The organism is Acidovorax sp. A79 (assembly GCF_041154505.1).
Taxonomy (GTDB): Bacteria; Pseudomonadota; Gammaproteobacteria; order Burkholderiales; family Burkholderiaceae_C; genus Acidovorax.
In genome coordinates this window covers 515,381-537,989 of sequence record NZ_AP028672.1, presented here as the reverse complement: position 1 = coordinate 537,989, position 22,609 = coordinate 515,381, and the positions used below count along the sequence as shown (strand labels likewise).

At 66.9% G+C, this 22,609-nt stretch carries 23 protein-coding genes; 22 read left to right on the top strand and 1 reads right to left on the bottom strand.

What is annotated here, in order from left to right; genetic code table 11:
* Nucleotides 1–67: 67 nt before the first annotated feature.
* The 18 genes from ACAM51_RS02415 to ACAM51_RS02330 all read left to right on the top strand — a co-directional run bounded on the left by ACAM51_RS02415 (nt 68) and on the right by ACAM51_RS02330 (nt 17,977).
* The gene (locus tag ACAM51_RS02415; protein ID WP_218294763.1) at nt 68–1,021 is read left to right on the top strand and encodes a branched-chain amino acid ABC transporter permease; all 954 of its coding nucleotides are present in this window, start codon (nt 68–70) and stop codon (nt 1,019–1,021) included.
* 4 nt (nt 1,022–1,025) lie between these two features.
* A complete protein-coding gene (locus ACAM51_RS02410) occupies nt 1,026–2,357 on the top strand; it encodes a branched-chain amino acid ABC transporter permease (protein ID WP_218294764.1) in 1,332 nt (443 codons plus the stop codon).
* Between the two features lie 2 nt (nt 2,358–2,359).
* Nucleotides 2,360–3,151: an ABC transporter ATP-binding protein gene (locus ACAM51_RS02405; RefSeq protein WP_218294765.1), complete on the top strand. Its 792-nt coding sequence runs from the start codon at nt 2,360–2,362 to the stop codon at nt 3,149–3,151.
* 3 nt (nt 3,152–3,154) lie between these two features.
* Nucleotides 3,155–3,850 (top strand): ABC transporter ATP-binding protein, encoded by a 696-nt coding sequence (locus tag ACAM51_RS02400; protein WP_218294766.1) that lies wholly within the window; start codon nt 3,155–3,157, stop codon nt 3,848–3,850.
* A 310-nt stretch (nt 3,851–4,160) separates the two neighbouring features.
* Nucleotides 4,161–6,260 (top strand): 3-hydroxyacyl-CoA dehydrogenase NAD-binding domain-containing protein, encoded by a 2,100-nt coding sequence (locus ACAM51_RS02395; protein ID WP_369642637.1) that lies wholly within the window; start codon nt 4,161–4,163, stop codon nt 6,258–6,260.
* A gap of 77 nt (nt 6,261–6,337) precedes the next feature.
* Nucleotides 6,338–7,513 carry an acetyl-CoA C-acyltransferase gene (locus tag ACAM51_RS02390; RefSeq protein WP_218294768.1) on the top strand — a complete coding sequence of 392 codons (1,176 nt, stop codon included), beginning with the start codon at nt 6,338–6,340 and terminating at the stop codon, nt 7,511–7,513.
* Nucleotides 7,514–7,516: 3 nt separating this feature from the next.
* Complete coding sequence (locus tag ACAM51_RS02385; protein ID WP_369642636.1) at nt 7,517–8,020, top strand: PaaI family thioesterase; 504 nt, start codon at nt 7,517–7,519, stop codon at nt 8,018–8,020.
* A gap of 144 nt (nt 8,021–8,164) precedes the next feature.
* The gene (locus tag ACAM51_RS02380) at nt 8,165–8,641 is read left to right on the top strand and encodes a hypothetical protein (protein ID WP_218341104.1); all 477 of its coding nucleotides are present in this window, start codon (nt 8,165–8,167) and stop codon (nt 8,639–8,641) included.
* Nucleotides 8,642–8,695: 54 nt separating this feature from the next.
* Nucleotides 8,696–10,549, top strand: coding sequence for an acyl-CoA dehydrogenase (locus tag ACAM51_RS02375; protein ID WP_369642635.1), 1,854 nt, complete (start codon nt 8,696–8,698; stop codon nt 10,547–10,549).
* Nucleotides 10,549–10,749, top strand: a complete 201-nt coding sequence (locus tag ACAM51_RS02370) for a hypothetical protein (protein WP_218294771.1) — start codon at nt 10,549–10,551, stop codon at nt 10,747–10,749. The genes ACAM51_RS02375 and ACAM51_RS02370 overlap by 1 nt, the downstream gene beginning before the upstream one ends.
* A gap of 145 nt (nt 10,750–10,894) precedes the next feature.
* Nucleotides 10,895–11,686 carry an SDR family oxidoreductase gene (locus ACAM51_RS02365; protein ID WP_218294772.1) on the top strand — a complete coding sequence of 264 codons (792 nt, stop codon included), beginning with the start codon at nt 10,895–10,897 and terminating at the stop codon, nt 11,684–11,686.
* A gap of 153 nt (nt 11,687–11,839) precedes the next feature.
* On the top strand, nt 11,840–12,271 hold the full coding sequence (locus ACAM51_RS02360) for a PaaI family thioesterase (protein WP_369642634.1): 432 nt from the start codon (nt 11,840–11,842) through the stop codon (nt 12,269–12,271).
* Nucleotides 12,272–12,365: 94 nt separating this feature from the next.
* The gene (locus tag ACAM51_RS02355; protein ID WP_369642633.1) at nt 12,366–13,382 is read left to right on the top strand and encodes an NADP-dependent oxidoreductase; all 1,017 of its coding nucleotides are present in this window, start codon (nt 12,366–12,368) and stop codon (nt 13,380–13,382) included.
* On the top strand, nt 13,382–13,834 hold the full coding sequence (locus tag ACAM51_RS02350; protein ID WP_218294775.1) for a GNAT family N-acetyltransferase: 453 nt from the start codon (nt 13,382–13,384) through the stop codon (nt 13,832–13,834). Before ACAM51_RS02355 ends, ACAM51_RS02350 begins: the two co-directional genes overlap by 1 nt.
* The gene (locus ACAM51_RS02345) at nt 13,831–15,522 is read left to right on the top strand and encodes an isovaleryl-CoA dehydrogenase (RefSeq protein ID WP_369642632.1); all 1,692 of its coding nucleotides are present in this window, start codon (nt 13,831–13,833) and stop codon (nt 15,520–15,522) included. Before ACAM51_RS02350 ends, ACAM51_RS02345 begins: the two co-directional genes overlap by 4 nt.
* A 40-nt stretch (nt 15,523–15,562) precedes the next feature.
* Nucleotides 15,563–16,507: a glutathione S-transferase family protein gene (locus tag ACAM51_RS02340; RefSeq protein ID WP_369642631.1), complete on the top strand. Its 945-nt coding sequence runs from the start codon at nt 15,563–15,565 to the stop codon at nt 16,505–16,507.
* Nucleotides 16,504–17,409 carry an SDR family oxidoreductase gene (locus ACAM51_RS02335; protein ID WP_369642630.1) on the top strand — a complete coding sequence of 302 codons (906 nt, stop codon included), beginning with the start codon at nt 16,504–16,506 and terminating at the stop codon, nt 17,407–17,409. The genes ACAM51_RS02340 and ACAM51_RS02335 overlap by 4 nt, the downstream gene beginning before the upstream one ends.
* Complete coding sequence (locus ACAM51_RS02330; RefSeq protein ID WP_218294779.1) at nt 17,399–17,977, top strand: methylated-DNA--[protein]-cysteine S-methyltransferase; 579 nt, start codon at nt 17,399–17,401, stop codon at nt 17,975–17,977. Before ACAM51_RS02335 ends, ACAM51_RS02330 begins: the two co-directional genes overlap by 11 nt.
* A 15-nt stretch (nt 17,978–17,992) precedes the next feature.
* Here the strand turns inward: ACAM51_RS02330 and ACAM51_RS02325 are convergent, their stop codons facing one another.
* Entirely contained in the window at nt 17,993–18,778 is a 786-nt protein-coding gene (locus ACAM51_RS02325; RefSeq protein WP_218294780.1) for an IclR family transcriptional regulator, read from the bottom strand.
* A 199-nt stretch (nt 18,779–18,977) separates the two neighbouring features.
* Between ACAM51_RS02325 and ACAM51_RS02320 the strand changes: the two genes are divergently transcribed.
* The 4 genes from ACAM51_RS02320 (at nt 18,978) to ACAM51_RS02305 (ending at nt 22,600) form a co-directional block, all read left to right on the top strand.
* On the top strand, nt 18,978–19,979 hold the full coding sequence (locus ACAM51_RS02320) for a TRAP transporter substrate-binding protein (RefSeq protein WP_369642629.1): 1,002 nt from the start codon (nt 18,978–18,980) through the stop codon (nt 19,977–19,979).
* A gap of 129 nt (nt 19,980–20,108) precedes the next feature.
* Complete coding sequence (locus ACAM51_RS02315; RefSeq protein WP_218294782.1) at nt 20,109–20,558, top strand: type II 3-dehydroquinate dehydratase; 450 nt, start codon at nt 20,109–20,111, stop codon at nt 20,556–20,558.
* A gap of 189 nt (nt 20,559–20,747) precedes the next feature.
* Nucleotides 20,748–21,323, top strand: coding sequence for a TRAP transporter small permease (locus ACAM51_RS02310; protein WP_369642628.1), 576 nt, complete (start codon nt 20,748–20,750; stop codon nt 21,321–21,323).
* A complete protein-coding gene (locus tag ACAM51_RS02305) occupies nt 21,320–22,600 on the top strand; it encodes a TRAP transporter large permease (RefSeq protein WP_369642627.1) in 1,281 nt (426 codons plus the stop codon). Before ACAM51_RS02310 ends, ACAM51_RS02305 begins: the two co-directional genes overlap by 4 nt.
* The last annotated feature ends 9 nt before the right edge of the window (nt 22,601–22,609 follow it).

Below are 22,609 nucleotides of genomic sequence, written 5' to 3'. Positions count from 1 at the left end.
TCCGGTTCCATCGCTTCGAGGCCCGACCTACTCGGGCCTTTTTTTTACCTTGCAATGAAAAATTCCAATGAATCCTGAGTTTTTCGTGATTTCCCTGCTGAACGGCGTGAGCTACGGGCTCCTGCTGTTCATGCTGAGCTCGGGCCTCACGCTGATCTTCAGCATGATGGGGGTGCTCAACTTTGCGCACACCAGCTTCTACATGCTGGGGGCTTATTTCGCGTTCACCATCTCCGGGGTGGTGGGCTTCTGGCCGGCGCTGGTGCTGGCCCCGCTCGTCGTGTTCGCGCTGGGCGCCGCCTTCGAGCGCTACTGCCTGCGCCGGGTGCACAAATTCGGGCACGTGCCCGAACTGCTGGTCACCTTCGGCCTTTCGTACCTGATTCTTGAAGTGGTGCAACTGGTGTGGGGACGCTCCACCGTGCCCTATGGCCTTCCGGAGCAACTGCAGGGACCCCTGTTCTCCCTGTATGGCACGCAGTTTCCCAAGTCGCGCTCTTTCGTGATGCTGGTGGCGTTGCTGATGCTGGTATCCGTGTGGCTGCTGCTCACGCGCACACGCATCGGCCTGGTGATCCAGGCGGCACTCAAGTACCCCGAGATGGTGGAAGCGCTGGGCCACAACGTGCCGCGCGTCTTCATGCTGGTGTTCGGCGGCGGCGCCGCGCTGGCCGGCCTGGCCGGCGTGATCGGCGGCAACACCTACGTGACCGAGCCCGCGATGGCGGCATCGGTGGGCTCCATCATCTTCGTGGTGGTGGTGGTCGGCGGCATGGGCTCGCTGGCGGGGGCCTTCCTTGCGTCGCTGCTCATCGGCCTGGTGCAGACCTTCGCCGTGGCGCTCGACTATTCGCTGATCCATGTCTTCCAGGCCGTGGGCGTGGCGGTGACCGACCAGACCTTCGGCTATCCCTTGCTCAAGCTCACGATTTCCCAGGTGGCGCCCATCCTGCCCTATCTGTTCCTCGTGCTGATCCTGATCTTCCGCCCCAAGGGCCTTCTGGGCACGCGGGAGGACTGATGCCATGAATTCCACTACGACAACCACCCCCGCTGTTTCCAGCGCCACCTCCTACTACCGGTTCAAGCCGTGGAACGTGGGCCGGTTCATGATCTGGACCCTGTTCGCGGTCATGCTCATCGTCGCGCCCATGCTGTTTCGCAGCAGCCTGGCGCTGACCATGCTCTCGCAGATCGGCTACCTGATCATCATCTGCCTGTCCTACAACATCCTGCTGGGGCAGGGGGGGATGCTGAGTTTCGGCCACGCGGTGTACACCGGGCTGGGTTCGTTCATCGCCATCCACGCGATGAACATGGCGACCAAGGGCTCGGTCAACATTCCCCTGGTGTTCATCCCGCTGGTCGGCGGCCTGGCCGGAGCGTTCTTCGCCATCCTGCTCGGTTTCGTGACGACCAAGAAGTCGGGCACCACCTTCGCCATGATCACGCTGGGCATTGGCGAACTGGTCGCCTCCATGGCGCTGATGTTCCCTGAGTTCTTTGGCGGGGAGGGCGGCATCACCACCGACCGCGTGTATGGCAAGGCCTTCTTCGGCCTGAACTTCGGCTCGGGCATGCAGGTGTACTACCTGATCGCAGCCTATTGCTTCGTCTGCACCGCCGCCATGTTCGCGTTCACCGGCACGCCGCTGGGCCGCATCCTGAACGCCGTGCGCGACAACCCCGAGCGCGTGGAGTTCATCGGCTACAACACGCAGCGCGTGCGCTACTTCGCGTTCATCATCGCGGGCTTCTTCGCGGGCATTGGCGGGGGGCTGGCCACCATCAACTTCGAGATCATCACGGGCGCCGACAGCCTGAGCGTGATCCGCTCCGGCGGCTACCTGCTGTTCACGTTCCTGGGCGGTGCCACCTTCTTCTTCGGGCCCATCATCGGCGCGGTGCTGCTGGTGCTGGCGTCGGTGCTGCTGTCCGAGCTGTCCAAGGCCTGGCTGCTGTACCTGGGCCTCGTGTTCCTGTTCATGGTGATGTATGCGCCCGGCGGCATCGCCAGCCTGATCATGATGAACCTGCGGCTGGCCAAGTACGGCAAGCTGCGCCCGCTCTGGAGCTCCTACCTGGCCCTGGCCGGCACGGCGCTGGTGGGCGTGATGGGTGCGGCCTGCATGATCGAGATGACCTACCACCTGCAGCTCAACGCAGCGCTGGGGCCTGAGCTGACGTTCCTGGGCGCGACACTCAATGCCAAGGGCTTCACGAGCTGGTTCGGCGCCATTTTCGTGATGGTCACGGGCTTTGGACTCTTTGAACTCTGCCGTCGCCAGTTCGTGCGCCAGTGGAGCACGATCCAGGAAGAGATCGAACATGAAATCAAGCGTGGGGAGGCGCTGTAAACATGGCGGCTGACAACGCAACCAATACCTATGCGCTCGAACTGCGCGACCTGCGCAAGAGCTTTGGCAAGACGGAAATCATCCGTGGCGCGAACCTGGCGGTCGCTCCGGGCGAACGCGTGGCCATCATCGGCCCCAACGGCGCGGGCAAGTCCACGCTGTTCAACCTCATCAGCGGGCGCTTCGCACCCACCAGTGGGGACGTGATCCTCAACGGCCAGCGCATCAACGGCCTGGCACCGTACGAGATCAACCGCAAGGGGCTGTCGCGCAGCTTCCAGATCACGAACATCTTTCCCAAGCTCTCGGTGTTCGAGAACCTGCGCTGCGGCGTGCTGTGGAGCATGGGCTACCGCTACACCTTCCTGCGTTTCCTGTCGAACCTGCACGACGCCAACGAGCGCGCCAAGCAGCTCATGGAGATGATCAAGCTCGACAAGAAACGCGACACGCTGGCCATGAACCTCACGTATGCCGAGCAGCGCGCTCTCGAGATCGGCATCACCATCGCGGGCGGCGCCAACGTGATCCTGCTGGACGAACCCACGGCCGGCATGAGCAAGAGCGAGACCACGCGCTTCATCCACCTGATCAAGGAGGTGACCGAGGGCCGCACCCTGCTCACGGTGGAGCACGACATGGGCGTGGTCTTCGGCCTGGCCGACAAGATCGCCGTGGTGGTGTATGGCGAGGTGATCGCTTTCGATACACCCGAGAAGGTGCGCGCGAATGCGCGCGTGCAGGAGGCCTACCTGGGATCGGCCGTGGCCGACGAGCAGGGCGCGGGACACTGACTTATGCTGAAAATAGACAATCTCCACGCCTACTACGGCAAGAGCCATGTGCTGCATGGCGTGAGCTTCGACGTGCAGCCCGGCGAGATCGTGGCGCTGCTCGGGCGCAACGGCTCGGGCCGCTCCACCACCGCCAAGGCCATCATGGGCCTGGTGGACTGGGAGGGCACGCTGCAGTTCAAGGGCCAGGACCTCAATGGCAAGAAGGCCTATGAGATCGCCCACCTGGGCCTGGGCTACGTGCCCGAGAGCCGCGACGTGTTCCCCAACCTCACCGTGCACCAGAACCTGCTGCTCGGCCAGAAGGGCAACGGCAAGGGCAGCCGCTGGTCGTTCGACGACATGTACGAGATGTTCCCGCGCCTCAAGGAGCGCCAGCACACCGAGGCGGGGGTGATGTCCGGCGGCGAGCAGCAGATGCTCACGCTGTGCCGCACGCTCATGGGCGACCCGGACCTGATCATCATCGACGAGCCGACCGAGGGCCTGGCGCCCAAGATCGTCGAACTGGTGGGCCAGTACCTGCAGACCATCAAGGCGCGCGGCATCTCGGTGCTGCTGATCGAGCAGAAGCTGACCATCGCCATGAAGATCTCGGACCGCGCGCTGGTGATGGGGCATGGCTCCATCGTCTTCCAGGGCACGCCGGACAGCCTGCGGGCCGACAACTACATCCGCAAGGAATGGCTGGAGGTATGAAGGCCCCCCTGAGTCGTTTCGCGCCATCCCCCCACGGGGGGGGGCGCTCCCAGCGCGGCGGGGCGGCCCTTGCGCGGGAGCGCTGGCCTTGGCCGCGTCCGATTCAAAGGCCATGAGCCCTGCTACAGCCTGTGATTGGCCGAGAGAGGCGCCTGGACTGACCTGGCGCCTCTTTTTTTGCCCGAAGAGACGGGTTGGCGGCCAGGAGCCATGTCCCCACCGGGACAAATTGACACGCCAGCGCCGCGCGAAGTCTCTACAATAAAAACGCACGATCGTTCTTTTTCACTCTCCAAGGAACAACAGCACCATGACCGCTGAATACAAAGTCCACGGCTCCGTTGCCGTGATCACCATGGCCAATCCCCCCGTCAACGGACTCGGTCTGGCGACCCGCCAGGGCATCGTGGACGGCCTCGGCCGTGCCAATGCCGATGCAGCGGTCACTTCCATCGTCATCACCGGCGCTGGCGGGGCCTTCTCCGGAGGGGCCGACATCAAGGAGTTCGGCACCGACAAGTCCCTGCAGGAGCCCAACCTGCTGTCGGTGATCGCCGCCATCGAGAACTCGGCCAAGCCCGTCGTCGCCGCCATGCACACGGTCGCCATGGGCGGTGGCCTGGAGCTGGCTCTGGGTTGCCACTACCGCATTGCCGCGCCTGGCTGCGCCATCGCGCTGCCGGAAGTCAAGCTGGGCCTGATCCCCGGCGCGGGTGGCACGCAGCGCCTGCCGCGCGTGATCGGCGTGGAGGCGGCGCTCAACATGATCGTGAGCGGCGAGCCCGTCAAGAGCGAAATGATTGGTGGCGTGCCAGGCCAGAAGCTGTTCGGCAAGATGGCCGCGTCCGCCGAGTCCCTGGCGCAGGAAGCCCTGGCCTTCGCCCAGAGCGTGGCTGACGCCCGTCCGCTGCCCCTGGTGCGCAATTTCCCCTGCAAGCATCCCGAAGGCGACGCGTACTTCCAGTTCGCGCGCAACATGGTCAAGGGCATGGCCAAGAACTTCCCGGCGCCCGCCAAGTGCGTGGACGCGGTCGAAGCCGCCACGAAGAAGAAGTTTGCCGAAGGCATGCTGGTCGAGCGCGAGATCTTCATCAACCTGATGTGGACGGCCGAGTCGCGCGCGCTGCGCCACCTGTTCATGGCCGAGCGTGCGGCCAGCAAGATTCCCGACGTGCCGTCCGACACCCCCAAGCGCGACATCAAGCTGGTGGGCGTGATTGGCGCGGGCACCATGGGTGGCGGCATCTCCATGAATTTCCTGAATGCGGGCATCCCCGTCAAGATCCTGGAGATGAAGCAGGAAGCCCTGGACCGTGGCGTGGCCACGATCAAGAAGAACTACGAAGCCCAGGTCAAGAAGGGCAAGCTCAAGCAGGACAAGTACGAGCAGCGCATGGCCCTGCTGAGCACCACGCTGAGCTACGACGACTTGAAGGACTGCGACCTCATCATCGAGGCCGTGTTCGAGGAGATGGGCGTGAAGGAAGCCGTGTTCAAGCAGCTCGACGCCGTGGCCAAGCCCGGTGCCATCCTGGCCTCCAACACCTCCACACTCGACGTGGACAAGATCGCCGCCTTCACCCAGCGCCCGCAGGACGTGGTGGGCATGCACTTCTTCAGCCCCGCCAACGTGATGAAGCTGCTGGAAGTGGTGCGCGGCAAGCAAACCGCCAAGGACGTGCTGGCCACCGTGATGGCCATCGGCAAGAAGATCAAGAAGACCTCGGTGGTCTCGGGCGTGTGCGACGGCTTCATCGGCAACCGCATGATCGAGCAGTACAGCCGCCAGGCCGGCTTCCTGCTGGACGAAGGCTGCACTCCGCAGCAGGTGGACAAGGCGGTCGAGAAGTTCGGCTTTGCCATGGGTCCGTTCCGCATGGGCGACCTGGCCGGCAACGACATCGGCTGGGCCATCCGCAAGCGCCGCGCCGTCGAACGCGCCGACATGAAGTACAGCCGCACGGCTGACAAACTCTGCGAGCTGGGCCGCTTTGGCCAGAAGACAGGCGCGGGCTGGTACGACTACCAGGCCGGCAAGCGCGATGCGATCCCGAGCGACCTGGTCAACAAGATGATCGAAGACCACCGCAAGGAACTGGGCATCACGCCGCGCAAGATTTCGGACGAAGAGATCGTGCAGCGCCTGGTGTTCGCCCTGGTCAACGAAGGCGCGCACATCCTGGAAGACGGCATCGCCAGCAAGTCGGGCGACATCGACATGGTGTACCTCACGGGCTACGGCTTCCCCATTCACCGCGGCGGCCCCATGCACTACGCCAGCGAAGTGGGCCTGTTCAACGTGGTGCAGGCCATGGACCGCTTTGCCAAGAACCCCAACGACGATGCGGCGTTCTGGAAGCCCGCCCCGCTGCTGGCCAAACTCGCCGCAGAAGGCAAGGCGTTCAACTGACATCGATGCGAAGCCGCACCGCGTGCGCAGGCCGCAGGCCGCCACGGGTGCGTTCCACCCCCTGAAAGGATTTCCCCATGACCTCCGCAGTGATTGTTTCCACCGCCCGCACCCCGCTCGCCAAGAGCTGGAAGGGTTCCTTCAACATGACCCACGGCGCCACGCTGGGCGGCCATGCCGTGCAGCACGCCGTGGCGCGCGCCGGCATCGACGGCGCCGATGTCGATGACGTCATCATGGGCTGCGCCACGCCCGAAGGCGCCACCGGCAGCAACATCGCCCGCCAGATCGCGCTCAAGGCCGGCCTGCCCATCACGAGCTCGGGCGTGACGGTGAACCGTTTCTGCTCCTCCGGGCTGCAGACCATCGCCCTGGCCGCCCAGCGCATCATCGCGGGCGAAGCCGACGTGTTCGTGGCCGGCGGCGTGGAGAGCATCTCCTGCGTGCAGCAGGAGATGAACCTGCACATGATCCAGGACCTGGCCCTGGCCAAGCAGAAGCCCGAGATCTACTGGAGCATGCTGCAGACCGCCGAGCAGGTGGCCAAGCGCTACAACATCGGCCGTGAAGCCATGGACGAATACGGTGCCGCCAGCCAGCAAAAGGCCTGCGCGGCGCAGGCCGCCGGCCTCTTCGACGCCGAGATCGCCCCCATCACCGTCACTGCCGGCGTGGCCGACAAGACACTGGGCCTGATCACCAGGCAGGTCACGGTGAGCAAGGACGAAGGCACGCGTGAAGGCACCACGGTCGAGGCGATCCAGGGCCTGCGCTCGGCGCTGCCCGGCGGCCTGATCTCGGCCGGCAATGCCAGCCAGTTTTCCGACGGCGCGGGCGCCTGCGTGGTGACCAGCGAGGAGTACGCCAGCAAGAAGGGCCTGAAACCCCTGGGCCGCTTCCTGGGCTTCGCGGTGGCGGGCTGCGAACCCGACGAGATGGGCATCGGCCCGGTCTTCGCCGTGCCCAAGGTGCTCAAGAAGCTGGGTCTCACGGTCAACGACATCGACCTGTGGGAGCTCAACGAAGCCTTCGCGGTGCAGGTGATCTATTGCCGCGACAAGCTGGGCATTCCGGCGGACCGCCTGAACGTGAACGGGGGGGCCATTGCCGTGGGCCATCCCTACGGCGTGTCGGGCCAGCGCCTCACGGGCCATGCGCTCATCGAAGGCAAGCGCCGCGCCGCCAAGCGCGTGTGCGTGACGATGTGCATTGGCGGCGGCATGGGTGCCGCAGGCGTGTTCGAGGTGTTCTGAGGCATGGCCTCGGACCGCCCCACCGACATGCGGTCCGGGATGGCCTCGCCCGAGGCCTTCCTGGCGCTGGGCCGGCAGGTGCTGGCCAACCAGCCCTTCAGCGTGCTGCTGGGGGCGGAGCTGGCGGCGCTGGCGCCGGGCCGGTGCGAGCTGTCCCTGGCGCTCACGCCGCAGCTGCTCCAGCAGCATGGTTTTGCGCACGGCGGGGTGGTGAGCTATCTCGCGGACAACGCGCTCACCTATGCCGGCGGAACGGCCATGCAGGTGCCGGTGGTCACGTCCGAGTTCAAGATCAACTACCTGCGGCCCGCGGTGGGCGAACGCCTGCTGGCCCGTGCCGAGGCGGTGCACCATGGCAAGAGCCAGGCTGTATGCCGCTGCGAGGTGTTTGCGATCCGGGGCGGGCAGGAAAAGCTCTGCGCCGTGGCGCAGGGCACGATTGCGGCATTGCCCGCTGCGGCGGGGCAGGGCGTGCCGGGCGAAGGGGCCGCGGCGGGCGAAGACTGACGGGATGAAGGGGCGGACTACAAATTGTTTCTTTGTCGGGGCGTGACGTGGAGGTCCGGTGCCGGCCGCACGGGCAGAATCCCCGCGGCCACCGGTGTGCTGGTGGCCCTGGCCTCCGTCCTCCACCCCAACCCGGTACCTTCCATGCGTTGCCTGCTTCCTTCCGCCCCCCTTCTTGTCGCCCTGTCGGCCCTGGCCGTGGCATGTGGCGCCCACGCCCAGAGCTTCAAGCTCCAGCTGCCGCTGGAGTCCGATCCTGACGTGGTGCTGCAGGACATCGTGCTCGACGCGCGGCAGACGCGTGTGACGCTGCTGGTGAAAAACACCACCGACGAGGCGTTTGAGGCCTGCGCGCAGCCCACCGGCTCGGCCGATGCGTTCACGCTCAAGGACCTGGGCAGCGGCGCCGTGCTGCAGCAGCAGGCGATCAGCGGCCTGACGTTCTGCAATGTGAAGATGGATGTGGTGAAGCCCGGCCGCACCAAGATCCTCAAGATCACCTTCCCGCCGCTCCCCGCGGGTGCATCGCGCCTGCAGCTGGGCGAGGCCAGTTGCCAGCCCAGGCCCGATTCGGACATGGACTACTGGTGTTTCAAGAATATTGTGCTGCCCGCACGCTGAGCCCCTGAACGCAGGGGCCGGACCGGGCATTGCACGCAGTGACAAGGAGACCTTATGACCCTGCGTTCCACCCTCGACTTCCTGCTGTACGACTGGCTTGATGCCAAGGCCCTGACGGCCCGCACGCGTTTTTCCGACCATTCGCGCGACACCTTCGACGCGGTGCTCGACACCTGCGAGCGCATCGCGCGCGAGAAGTACGCGCCCTTCAACCGCACGGTGGACATCGAGGAGCCTCATTTCGACGGCGAGAAGGTCACGCTGCCCCAGTGCACGCACGATGCGCAGAAGGCCTACGCGGCCTCGGGCATGCTCAGTGCCGCGCAGGACTACGACATTGGCGGCATGCAGCTGCCCTACACGGTGGAGGCCGCGGCCAACAGCTTCTTCGCCGTGGCGTCGATCAGCATGGGCTCGGGCCTGCTCACGGTGGGCAATGCCAACCTGTTGATGGTGCATGGCACCGAGGCGCAGAAAACCGTGTTCGCGCTCAACGAATTCTCGGGCCGCTTCTCGGGCACCATGTGCCTGTCGGAGCCGCAGGCGGGTTCGTCGCTCAGCGACGTGGCCACGCGCGCCGTGCCCGATGGCGAGGGCTTCGAGAGCGACCCGCTGGGCCCGCGCTACCGCTTGAAGGGCAACAAGATGTGGATCTCGGCCGGCGAGCACGAGCTCACCGAGAACATCATCCATCTGGTGCTGGCCAAGATCCCCGGGCCCGACGGCAAGCTCGTGCCCGGCACCAAGGGCATTTCGCTCTTCATCGTGCCCAAGAAACTGGTGGACACCGAGGGCAAGCTCACCGGCGTGCGCAACGACGTGGCGCTGGCAGGCCTGAACCACAAGCTCGGCTGGCGCGGCACGACCAACACGCTGCTCAACTTCGGCGAGGGCAAGTACCCGGTCGATGGCGAGGCCGGCGCCGTGGGCTACCTGGTAGGCCAGCCCGGCAAGGGCCTGCACTGCATGTTCCACATGATGAACGAGGCGCGCATCGGCATCGGCATGGCCGCGACCATGCTGGGCCTGGCGGGCTACTACGCGAGCCTCGACTACGCGAAGAACCGCCCCCAGGGCCGTCCGGTGCAGGGACCCAAGGATGGCGCCGCTGCCGTGGTGAAGGACGTGGCCCAGCCGCAGGTGCGCATCATCGAGCACGCCGACGTCAAGCGCATGCTGCTGGCGCAAAAATCGTACGGCGAGGGCGCACTGGCGCTCAACCTGTTCTGCGCGCGCCTGGTGGACGAGCAGGCCACGGGCGATTCGGCCGCCGCCGACGAGGCGCGTCTGCTGCTGGAGGTGCTGACTCCCATCGCCAAGAGCTGGCCCAGCGAGTGGTGCCTGGAGGCCAACAGCCTGGCCATCCAGATCCACGGCGGCTACGGCTATACGCGCGATTTCCCGGTGGAGCAGTACTGGCGCGACAACCGCCTGAACATGATCCACGAGGGCACGCACGGCATCCAGGCCATGGACCTGCTGGGCCGCAAGGTGCTGATGGAGGGCGGACGTGGCCTGCAACTGCTGGCCGGGCGCATCAATGTCACCATCGAACGCGCGATCCAGGTGCCCGCGCTGGCCGCGCATGCCAACGCGCTGGGCGCGGCGCTGCAGCAGGTGGGCGCCGCCACCAAGGCCGCATGGGCCACGGGTCAGCCCGCCGACGCGCTGGCCAATGCCGTGCCCTACATGCAGGCCTTTGGCCACATGGTGCTGGCCTGGGTGTGGCTGGACGTGGCGCTGGTCACGCTGGCCGCCGATGCACAGCTGGCCCGGCCGGCCAGCGTGGGCCGCATGGGCGCGATGCGCTTTTTCTTCCACTACGAGCTGCCCAAGATCGGTGCCTGGCTGCAGGTAGTGAGCGCGCGCGATGCGACCTGCGCCGCCTTTCCCGAAGAGGCGTTCTGATGGTGGCACCCCGAACGCTGCAACGCCTGCACAAGCTCATCTGGACACTCATCTACGGCGGCCTGCTCACGCTGGTGCTGGGCATCGCCACGGGGCGCACCGATGGTGCGCTGGGCTGGAGCCTGGTGGTGGGCGGCGCCCTGGTGGCCGTGGTGGGCGTGGCGCTGATCGCGGTGCGCGCGCGCCTGAAGGCGGGCTGACCCCGCCGGCCGACGCGGTGGCGACACAATGGCCCCGCGTTGCGCCGCACAATCATTGACTGATTTCCCCTGCCGGAACAGCGCGGCGCGTGGCGCCCCCGTTCCGGGCAGACGACCCATCCAGAGCAACCCAAGGAGACAACCCATGACCCGCACCATCCAACAATTGTTTGACCTGACTGGCAAGACCGCGCTCGTCACCGGCGGCTCGCGCGGCCTGGGCCTGCAGCTGGCCCACGCGCTGGGCGAGGCCGGCGCCAAGATCGTGCTGAGTTCGCGCAAGGCGTCCGACCTGGAAGAAGCCGCCGCCGACCTGCAGGCCGCCGGCATCGACGCCCGCTGGATCGCCGCCGACTGCGCCAACGAGGCGGACATCCGCCGCCTGGCCGACGAGACGCTGGAGCGCCTGGGCCACGTGGACATCCTCGTGAACAACGCGGGCGCCGCCTGGGGCGCACCGGCCGAGGACCATCCCGTGGAGGCCTGGGACAAGGTGATGAACCTCAACGTGCGCGGCTATTTCATCCTCTCCCAGCACATCGCCAAGCACAGCATGATCGGCCGCCGCGGCGGCAGCATCATCAATGTGGCATCCATCGCCGGCCTGGGCGGCAACCCCAAGGGCATGAATACCATTGCCTATAACACCTCCAAGGGCGCGGTGATCAACTTCACCCGTGCGCTGGCGGCAGAATGGGGCGCCTACAACATCCGCGTCAATGCCATCTGCCCAGGCTTCTTCCCGAGCAAGATGACGGTGGGTACCCTGAAGGCCATGGGCGAGGAAGCACTGGCGGCGCATGCTCCCCTGGGCCGCCTGGGCGACGATGAGGATTTGAAGGGCCTGTGTGCGCTGTATGCGTCCGATGCCGGCAAGCACATCACGGGCCAGTGGCTTGCGGTCGATGGCGGCGTGAGCATCGTCACGGGCGGCTAGTTGGAGTACAACCCCCCGAGGCGCTTCGCGCCTTCCCCCTTCTCTCGGCTTCGCCGGGAAGGGGAACACCGCCAGCGCGGTGGGGCGGCCCTTGCGCGGCGGTCGCTGGCTGGGGCCGCGCCAGTTTTTGAGTTTGTGTACTGAGGAAATGCCGTGAAAAGTTTTGGTGTCGAAATCCCCTTTGTCAGCCACCTTGGCTTCACCCTGCACCGCATGGAAAAGGGTGAATCCGAACTGCGCTACGAAGCCAGGTCCGAGCACCTGAACTCCTTCGACGTGACCCACGGCGGCGCGTCGATGACGCTGCTGGACGTGACCATGGCCACGGCCGCGCGCAGCGAGACGCCCGACATGGGGGTGGTCACCATCGAGATGAAGACCAGCTTCATGCAGCCCGCCCGCGGCCCGCTGGTGGCCAAGGGGCGGCTCATCCACCGCACCGCCACCATGGCGTTCACCGAAGGCACGGTGTACGACGCGCAAGGCAAGGTGTGCAGCCACGCCACCGGCACCTTCAAGTACGTGAAGCGCCTGCCGGTGGACAGCCGCACCGCGAATGGCCTCAAGGTGATTTCCACCGACTGAGTCCGCTCGGAATTTGGGTAAAAATGGCCACTAGCGCTTGATGGATAAGCGCTGGCAGCTATCAAAATAGTAGCAAATTTTCAAGGAGTTTCCCATGCCACGCAACCAACAGATCGTTCTCGACAACCGCCCCCAGGGCGAGGCCGTGGCCAGCAACTTCAAGCTGGTGGCGGTGGACACGCCTGCGCTGCAGGACGGCCAGGTGCTGGTGCGCCACCACTACCTGAGTCTGGACCCCTACATGCGCGGCCGCATGAACGAGAGCAAGAGCTATGCGGCGTCCCAGGGCCTGGGCGAGGTCATGATCGGCGGCACCGTGGGCGAGGTGGCCGAGAGCCACCACCCCAAGTACGCCGTGGGCGACAAGGTGGTGGGCATGGGCGGCTGGCAGGAGTACAGCGTGGTGGACGGCAATGCCGTGGGCGCGCTGCGCAAGGTGGACACCACCCATGTGCCGCTGTCGCACTACCTGGGCGCCGTGGGCATGCCCGGCGTGACGGCGTGGTACGGCCTGGTAAAGATCATCGCCCCCAAGGAAGGCGACACCGTGGTGGTGAGCGCCGCCACCGGCGCCGTGGGCAGCGCCTTCGCCGCGCTGGCCAAGGCGCGCGGCTGCCGCGCGGTGGGCATTGCCGGCGGTGCCGACAAGTGCCGCTATGCGGTCGAGGAACTGGGCTTCGACGCCTGCATCGACTACAAGGAACACAGCGATGTGAAGGCCCTGTCCAAGGCCTTGAAGGAAGCCTGCCCGAACGGCATCGATGGCTACTTCGAGAACGTGGGCGGCTGGATCATGGACGCCGTGATGCTGCGCATGAACGCCTTCAGCCGCGTGGCGCTGTGCGGCATGATCGCCGGCTATGACGGCCAGCCCCTGCCCATGGCCAACCCCGCGCTGATGCTGATCAACCGCATGAAGATCGAGGGCTTCATCGTGAGCGAACACATGGAAGTGTGGCCCGAGGCGCTCAAGGAGCTGGGCACCCTGGTGGGCACCGGCAAGCTGCGCCCGCGCGAGACGGTGGCGCAGGGCATTGCCGCCGCGCCCGAGGCCTTCCTGGGCCTGCTCAAGGGCAAGAACTTCGGCAAGCAACTGGTGAAGCTGATCTGATGACGCTCCGTTGGGTCTGGGCCCGCTTCGATGACCTGGGCGTGCACGCGCTGCATGACGCCCTGGCCCTGCGCTGCAGGGTCTTCATCCTGGAGCAGGGCCCTTACCAGGACCCGGACGGCGCGGACAAGCAATCGTGGCACCTGCTGGGCTATGACGAGGCCGGTGCGCTGCAGGCCTGCCTGCGCGTGGTGGACCCGGGCGTGAACTACCCCGAGCCGTCCATCGGCCGCGTGGTCACGGCCCGGGAGGCGCGCGGCAACGGCACGGGTCGGGCGCTGATGCTGGAAGGCATCGCCCGTTGCAGCGGTGCGTGGCCCGGCCAGTCCATCCGCATCAGTGCGCAGGCCCACCTGCACCGCTTTTACGGCAGCCTGGGCTTCGCGGCCGTGTCGGACGAATACCTCGAAGACGATATCCCCCATATCGAAATGTTGTGGAGCCCATCATGACCACTGCCGCTGCCCGCCCCGCCAGCACCCATGAGGTGTTCAACCAGAGCACCCCCTGGGCCGACGTCAATCTGTTCACCACCAACCGTCCCTTGCAGGATGCGCTGCGCCTGCACAGCCCGGCGCTGCCGCTGGAAGGCCTGACCGCGCTGGGCGCCGAGATGGGCTCCGCCGAGATGCAGGCCCATGCCCGCCTGGCCAACACCTGGCAGCCCCAGCTGCGCACGCACGACCGTTTCGGCCACCGCACCGATGTGGTGGAGTTCCACCCCAGCTACCACGCGCTCATCGGCGCGGCACTGCGCCACGGGCTGCACGCCACGCCCTGGTCGCGCAAGGATGCCGCGGGCGCGCCGGTGCCGCATGCCCACATCGAGCGCGCGGCGGGCTTCATGCTGTTCACCGAGGCCGAGCCCTCGGTGCTGTGCCCCGTCTCCATGAGCTACGCCGTCACGCCCGCGCTGCGCGGCAACCCCGCCGTGTGGGCCGACTGGAGCGCGGGCCTGGCCAGCACGCGGTACGACCCGCGCCTGGCCCTGTTCTCGCAAAAAACCGCGCTCACCATGGGCATGGGCATGACCGAGAAGCAGGGCGGCTCGGACGTGCGCGCCAACACCACGCAGGCGGTGCCTGATGGCGAGGACGCCTGGGGCCCGCGCTACCGCATCACCGGGCACAAATGGTTCTTCTCGGCGCCCATGTGTGATGCCTTCCTGATCCTGGCGCAGGCGCCCGGCGGGCTCACCTGCTTCTTCCTGCCGCGCGTGCTGCCCGGTGAAGGGGAGGGGTCCGTCAACACCATCCGCATCCAGCGCCTGAAGGACAAGCTGGGCAACCACGCCAACGCGAGTTCCGAGGTCGAGTTCATCGATGCGCTGGCCTGGCGCGTGGGCGAGGAGGGGCGTGGCGTGGCCCAGATCCTGGAGATGGGCACCATGACGCGCCTGGACTGCGCCCTGGGCACCAGTGGCCTCATGCGCCAGGCGCTGAGCATCGCGCTGCACCACACGCGCCAGCGCTCGGCCTTTGGCAAGAAGCTCATCGACCAGCCGCTCATGCGCAACGTGCTGGCCGATCTTGCTCTTGAAAGTGAAGCGGCTACCGCACTATCCATAAGGCTTGCCAGCGCTTTTGATCAAAAAGACAGCAGTGGGCACGAGGCCGTGATGGCCCGCCTGCTCACGCCCGTGGCCAAGTTCTGGGTGTGCAAGCGCGGCAGCGCGTTCGCCCAGGAGGCCATGGAGTGCCTGGGCGGCAACGGCTATGTGGAGGAGGGCGGCGAAGGCACCATGGCCCGCATCTACCGCGAGATGCCGCTCAACTCCATCTGGGAAGGCGCGGGCAACATCATGGCGCTCGATCTGCTGCGCGCCGTGCGCCGCGCCGACACGGCGGCGGCCCTGGCGGACGAGCTGGCCCCGGCGCGCGGCGCCCACCCGGCACTCGACCGCATGGCCAGCGCGCTGCCGCTGCGCGTGGACGCGATGACCACCGAGGCCGAGGCCCGGCGCCTGGCGCAGGACGTGGCCCTGGCCGTGCAGGCCGCGCTGCTGTACAGGAGCGCGCCGGCCAGCGTGTTCGGCGCCTTCTGCGATGCGCGCCTGGGCGGCGACTGGGGCTACAGTTTCGGCACGCTGGGCGCGGGCGTGGATTTCGACGCCCTGCTGGACCGCGCGCTGCCCGCATGAGCGGCACCCCCACCACCACACTCTTGCCGGAGAGCCCCCGATGACCACCTCCCTGATCCTGCACCACTACCCCTCGTCCCCTTTCTCGGAAAAGATCCGGCTGGCGCTGGGCTACAAGCAACTGGCCTGGAAGTCGGTGATCATCCCCAGCATCGCGCCCAAGCCCGATGTGGTGGCGCTCACGGGCGGCTACCGCAAGACGCCGTTCCTGCAGATCGGTGCCGACATCTACTGCGACTCGGCCCTGGTCTGCGACGTGCTCGAGCACGTGCAGCCCGAGCCCGTGCTCTACCCGCCACACCTCAAGGGCGTGGCGCGGGTCTTCGCCCAGTGGGCCGACACCACGCTGTTCTGGGCCGCCATGGCCTACAACCTGCAGCCCAAGGGCGCATCGGCCATGTTCGCCAACCTGCCGCCGGCCGCGGCCCAGGCCTTTGGCGAAGACCGCCGCGAGATGAGCGCCGGCATGCAGCGCCTGCGCCCGGCCGATGCCACGGCAGCCTACCGCTCCTACCTGCGCCGCATCGCGCACATGGCCGAGGAGCATGACTTCCTGTTCGGCGCCGAGCCCTGCCTGGCCGACTTCGCCGCCTACCATCCGCTGTGGTTCACGCGCCAGTGCGTGCCGGTGATGGCCGACATCTTTGCCGCCACGCCCGCGTTGCTCGAATGGATGGACCGCGTGGCGGCCCTGGGCCATGGCCGCATGGAAAAGCTGAGCGCCGAGGACGCCATCACCGTGGCGGCGGGGCTGGACCCGCTGCCCCTGGCGGACGACGTGTTCCAGGACGAGCACGGCATCCCGCTCGGCAGCCCGGTGACGATCGCCGCCGAGAGCTTCGGCACCGAACCCACGGAGGGCGAACTGATCGCCGCCACGCGCACGCGCTACACCCTGCGCCGTACCGACCCGCGTGCGGGCACGGTGCACGTGCACTTCCCCCGGATTGGCTACACATTGCGAAAGGCCGAAGCCATCAAATGATCGACGATTTCAAAGGCAAGACAGCCGTTCTCACCGGCGCGGGTTCGGGCTTCGGCCTGGAATGCGCGCGCATCGGCGCGCGCCTCCACATGAACCTGGTGTTGGTGGATGTGCAGCAGGACGCGCTCGACGCGGCCGCCGCCGAGGCGCAGTCCGCCGGTGTCCAGGTGCTGGCGCGCAAGGTGGATGTGTCCGACGCCGGGCATATGGAGCAGCTGGCGGTGGACGTGGAGCAGCGCTTCGGCGCGCCGCACCTGGTGTTCAACAACGCCGGCGTGGGCGCTGGCGGCCTGGTGTGGGAGAACTCCGTCAAGGACTGGGAGTGGGTGCTGGGCGTGAACCTCTGGGGCGTGATCCACGGCGTGCGCCTGTTCACCCCCATGATGCTCGCCGCCGCGAAGAAGGACCCGGCCTGGCGCGGCCACATCGTCAACACGGCCAGCATGGCCGGCCTGGTCGATGCCCCCAACATGGGCATCTACAACGTCAGCAAGCACGCGGTGGTGAGCCTGTCCGAAACGCTGTACCAGGACCTGGCCCTCGTCACCGACCAGATCAGCGCCAGCGTGTTGTGCCCGTACTTCGTGCCCACCGGCATCGCCCAGAGCCACCGCAACCGCCCAGGCGAGCTGCAGGCCGGCAAGCCCACGCGCAGCCAGCTCATCGGCCAGGCCATGAGCGACAAGGCCGTGGGCAGCGGCAAGGTGACGGCGGCCGAGGTGGCGCAGAAGGTGTTCGACGCGGCCTCGCAGGGCCAGTTCTACATCTACAGCCACCCCAAGGCGCTGGCTTCCGTGCAGACGCGCATGGAGGACGTGCTGCAGGGCCGCAACCCCACCGACCCCTTCGCGGGCAAGCCCGAGATCGGCGCCCAGCTCAAGGCCGCCCTGCGTGCTGACTGAAAAACGCGGGCCTGCAGCAGCCCAGGGCTTCGCGCTGTTTTCGACGGCGGTGGGGCACTGTGGCCTGGCCTGGAATGGCCCCTTGCTGGTCGGTGTGCAGCTGCCCGAGGACGAGGGCGAGGCGCACACGCGTGCGCGCATGCAGCGGCGCTTTCCGGGTGCGCCTGAATCGCCCATGCCACCCGAAGTGGCCGCCTGGGCGGCCCGCGTGGTGGCCTTGCTCGCGGGCGCGCACGACGACCTGCTCGACGTGCCCTTGGCCACCGAGGGCGTGCCGCCCTTCAATGCCCGTGTCTACGAGCTGGCCCGGCGCATACCGCCCGGCAAGACCATGACCTATGGCGAAATGGCCGCCGCCCTGGGCGAGCCCGGCGCCGCGCGCGCCGTGGGGCAGGCGCTGGGCCATAACCCCTTCGCGCCCGTGGTGCCCTGCCACCGCATCCTCGCGGCGGGCGGCAAGACCGGCGGCTTCTCGGCCGGAGGGGGGGCCGCCACCAAGATGCGCATGCTGGAGATCGAGGGCGCGTTCGCCCATGAGACCCTGGCGCTCTTCGCGCCACGGGACTGATGCCGGCCTCAGGGCCTACCCGCGTTTTCTGAGCAGGGCCGAGCCGCTGCTGGCCATGGCGAGTTCTTGCGTGGTGGCCAGCAGAGCGGGGCCCAGGGCCAGCATGCGCTCCTCGGTCAGGCGCACCAGAGGCCCCGCGATGGTGACCACGCCGATCACCGCGCCGTTGTGGCTGCTGCGGACGGGCGCGGCCATGGCGGTCATGGCGGGGGCGAACACTTCCACGATCATGCTGAAGCCGCGCTCGCGCGCGGCCTGCAGGTAGGCCAGCAGCGCCTTCACGGTGGTGGGCGCGTTGGGGCCGTAGTCCTCGGGCTTGCCAAAGCCACGCCTGGCGACCAGCGCCAGGGCTTCCTCGTCGGTCATCGTGGACAGCCACGCGTGGCCGGCCGAGCTGCACGACAGGTTCACCGACAGGCCCATGTCCGGGTCGTAGCGCAGACCGCGCATCGCCCCCTGCGCCTTGGCCACGAAGGTCAGTTCGTCGCCATCCACCACCGCGAGGCGCACCAGCTCGCCCGATTCGGCGGCCAGCCGGTCCAGCAGAGGCTGCGCAATGTCCACGATGCCGCTGGCGCTCAGGAACCCGAGGCCCAGCGACACCAGCTTGATCGTCAGCATGTAGTTGCCCTGGTTGTGTTCCTGGCGCACATAGCCGCAGCGGACCAGCTCGGCCAGCAGCCGGTGCGTGGCGCTCAGCGGCATGTCCAGTTCGGACGCGAGGTTCGACAGCGCCTTGCCTTCAGGGTGGGGCGCGAGGTGTTCCAGGACTTTGAAGCTGCGCTCGAGGATGCTGCTCATGGGCAATGGCTTTCGAAGATTTGTGCGGACGCACGCTGGGAGCGTCGGCACCGGTTCGGCAGCAATGTACCAAAAATTGTTAAAGGGTTTCTACTATGGAAACACTTTCCACTTTTTTCTACGATGCGTCCCAAGTGCTGCGGCGGCGACTTCGGTCGTGCCTTGGCAAGCCTTGGTCCCTTTTTGATGGAGATCCCCCGTGAAGAAAACTGCCTGCCTGCTGGCCACCGCCGGCCTGTCCCTGTTGCTAGCCCTGCCGGCCGCTGCGCAGCAAGAGCGCGTGATCCGCTTCGGCCACCTGAACAATGCGGACCATCCGGTGAGCTTTGGCGTCAAGCGCTTTGCCGAACTGCTGGCGGCCAAGAGCAGCGGCAAGATGAAGGTCATGGAGTTCCCGGCCTCGCAGCTGGGCAACGAGATGCAGCAGCAGTCGGCCCTGCAGGGCGGCGTGCAGCAGATGTCGGCACCGGCGACCACCTCGCTGGCCGGCATCGTCAAGGAATTCGGGCTGGTGGACTTTCCGTTCGCCGTGGCCAACTTCGCCCAGGCCGATGCCCTGCTCGACGGCCCGCTGGGCCAGGCGCTGATCGCCAAGTTGCCTGAAAAGGGCCTGGTGGCCCTGGGCTACTGGGACTTGGGTTTCCGCAACGTGACCAACAGCAAGCGCGCCATCACCAAGGCCGACGACTTCGACGGCCTCAAGCTGCGCGTGATCCCCAACCCGGTGTTCCTCGAGACCTTCAAGGCCTTCAAGGCCAACCCCGTGCCCATGCCGTTCGCCGAGCTGTACGGCGCGCTGGAAGCCAAGGCGGTGGACGGCCAGGAGAACCCGTACGCGGTGATCCTGTCGAACAAGATGTTCGAGGTGCAGAAGTACGTGAGCGCCACCAACCATGTGTATGCCGCCAACATCGTGCTCGTGAGCAAGAAGTTCTGGGACCAGCTCACACCCGCCGAGCAGAAGATGATGAACGACGCCGCCAACGAGGCGCGCGGCTACCAGCGCCAGGTGAGCCGCGCCGCAGCGCAGCGCTCGGTGGGCGACCTGCAGGCCAAGGGCATGGCCTACAACGAGATCGCGCCGGCCGAGCTGGCGCGCATGCAGCAGATCGCCAAGCCGGTGATCGAGAAGTTCGCGGCCACCTATGACCCGGCCATGGTGAAGCTCTACAACAGCGAACTCGCCCGCATCCGCAAGTAAGAGCGCCTGGCAAAACTCTTCTGGCGTCGTTGCTGCGTCTTGTCGTGCTATTCGCACTGCCTTCGACGCAGCGCCTAGCCAGAACCGCTTCGCTGAGCTTTGTCAGCCGCTCCCAACCCTGAACACCCCATGAAAATCCTCGTCCTCCACGGCCCCAACCTCAACCTGTTCGGGCGCCGCGAACCCCATATCTACGGCACCACCACGCTGGCGCAGATCAACGAGCGCCTGCAGAAGCTCGCTGCCGAGCTCGGCGTGGAACTCGGCATCCTGCAGTCCAACCACGAAGGCGCGCTGATCGACTTCCTGCACGAGCACATCGACGCTGCGCAGGGCGCGCTGGTGAACCCTGCCGGCCTCACGCAGCATGGCGTGCCGCTGCACGACGCGATCAAGGCCATGCCCTTCCCGGTGATCGAGGTGCACATGTCCAACATTGCCGCGCGCGAGGCCTGGCGCGCGCACTCCATCATCTCGCCGGCCGTCAAGGCCACGGTGCAGGGCTTCGGTCCGCATTCCTACCTGGCCGCGCTGCGCTCGCTGGTGGAAAGCCTGCGCGAAGCCTCCCAGCCCGCCTGAGCGCCGTTCCGCCAGGATTCACTGCGCTGCGCGTTGCGCGCAACGCACAAAACTGGCGCAGCCCAAGCCAGGGCCCCCGTGCAAGGGCCGCCCCGCCGCACTGGGGGCGTCCCCCTCCCGACTCGCGCAGCGAGACGAGAGAGGGGGAAGGCGCGAAGCGCCTCAGGGGGTGTTTTTAGGACATACAACATGCATGGATGGATGGACCGCGCCTGCCGCGGCCTGGAGGCGGTGATCGCCGCCCTGCTGGCGCTGATGGTGGTGCTGGTGTTCGGCAACGTGGTGCTGCGCTACGGCTTCAATTCCGGCATCACCGTGTCGGAAGAAGTGTCGCGCTGGCTCTTCATCTGGATGACCTTCCTCGGTGCCATCGTCGCGCTGCGCGAGCATGGCCACCTGGGGGTGGACATGGTGGTGCAGCGCTTGCCGGCCGTGGGCAAGAAGATCTGCCTGGCCCTGGGCCATGGGGTGATGCTCTACATCGTCTGGCTGCTGTTCCAGGGCAGTCTGGCGCAGGCGCGCATCAACTGGGACGTGACGGCGCCGACCACGGGCGCGTCCATGGCCATCGTCTACAGCGCGGGCCTGGTGTTCGCCGTCTGCGCGGCGCTGATCCTGGCCATCGACCTGTACAAGCTGCTCAGCGGCCAGATCGCCGACGAGGACCTGGTGATGGTGCAGGAGTCGGAAGAGGCGGTGCAGCTGCAGCAGATCCTGGGCGCGGCAGGCACCGAGGCGCCGCGCGGCAAGGAGGGCGCGCGATGACCATCTTCGTCTTTGTCGGATCGCTGCTGCTGGCCATGGCCATGGGCATCCCGATCGCCTTCTCGCTGCTGGCCAGCGGCGTGGCGCTGATGTGGCACCTGGACCTGTTCGACGCGCAGATCCTGGCGCAGAACCTGATCGGCGGGGCCGACAGCTTTCCGCTGCTGGCCGTGCCCTTCTTCATGCTGGCGGGAGAGATCATGAACGTCGGCGGCCTGTCGCGCCGCATCGTGGACTTCGCCCTGGCGCTGGTGGGCCATGTGAAGGGCGGCCTGGGCTACGTGACCATCATGGCCGGCTGCCTGCTGTCGGCCCTGTCGGGTTCGGCCGTGGCCGATGCCGCGGCGCTCACGGCGCTGCTGCTGCCCATGATGGTCAAGGCCGGGCACGACAAGTCGCGTGCCGGCGGGCTGATCGCGGCCACCGGCGTCATCGGCCCGGTGATCCCGCCCAGCATCGGTCTCGTGATCTTCGGGGTGGCGGCCAATGTGTCGATCTCCAAGCTGTTCCTCGCGGCCATCGTGCCGGGCATCCTGATCGGTGCCGCGCTGTGGCTCACCTGGGCCTTCCTGGTGCGGCGCGAGAAGATCGTGCCGCCGCCGCGCAAGTCCGCTGGCGAGATCCTCACGGCCCTGCGCAAGGCCCTCTGGGCGCTGATGCTGCCGGTGATCATCCTCGTCGGCCTGCGCATGGGGGTGTTCACGCCCACCGAGGCGGCTGTCGTGGCGGCGGTGTACGCGCTCTTCGTCTCGGCCGTCATCTACCGCGAGATCAGCTGGCGCGACCTGTACGGCATTTTCGTGGCCGCCGCCAAGACCAGCGCCATCGTGATGTTCCTGATCGCCGCCGCCATGGTGAGCGCCTGGCTCATCACCGTGGCGGACCTGCCGTCCAAGGTGGTGGGCCTGCTGCAGCCCTTCATGGACAACAAGATCCTGCTGATGGCGGCCATCATGGTGCTGGTGATGGCGGTGGGTACCGCCATGGACATGACGCCCACCATCCTGATCCTCACGCCCGTGCTGATGCCGGTGGTCAACGCGGCAGGGATCGACCCGGTCTACTTCGGCGTGATGTTCATCATCAACAACTCCATCGGCCTGGTCACCCCGCCCGTGGGCACGGTGCTCAACGTGGTGGCCGGGGTGGGCAGGATGTCGATGGACGATGTGACCAAGGGGGTCGTCCCGTTCATGGTCGCGGAGTTCGCCATCATGTTCCTCATGGTGGTCTTTCCCTGGCTGGTGACCTGGCCCGCGAAGTGGTTCCACGGCTGAAGCGGGGCG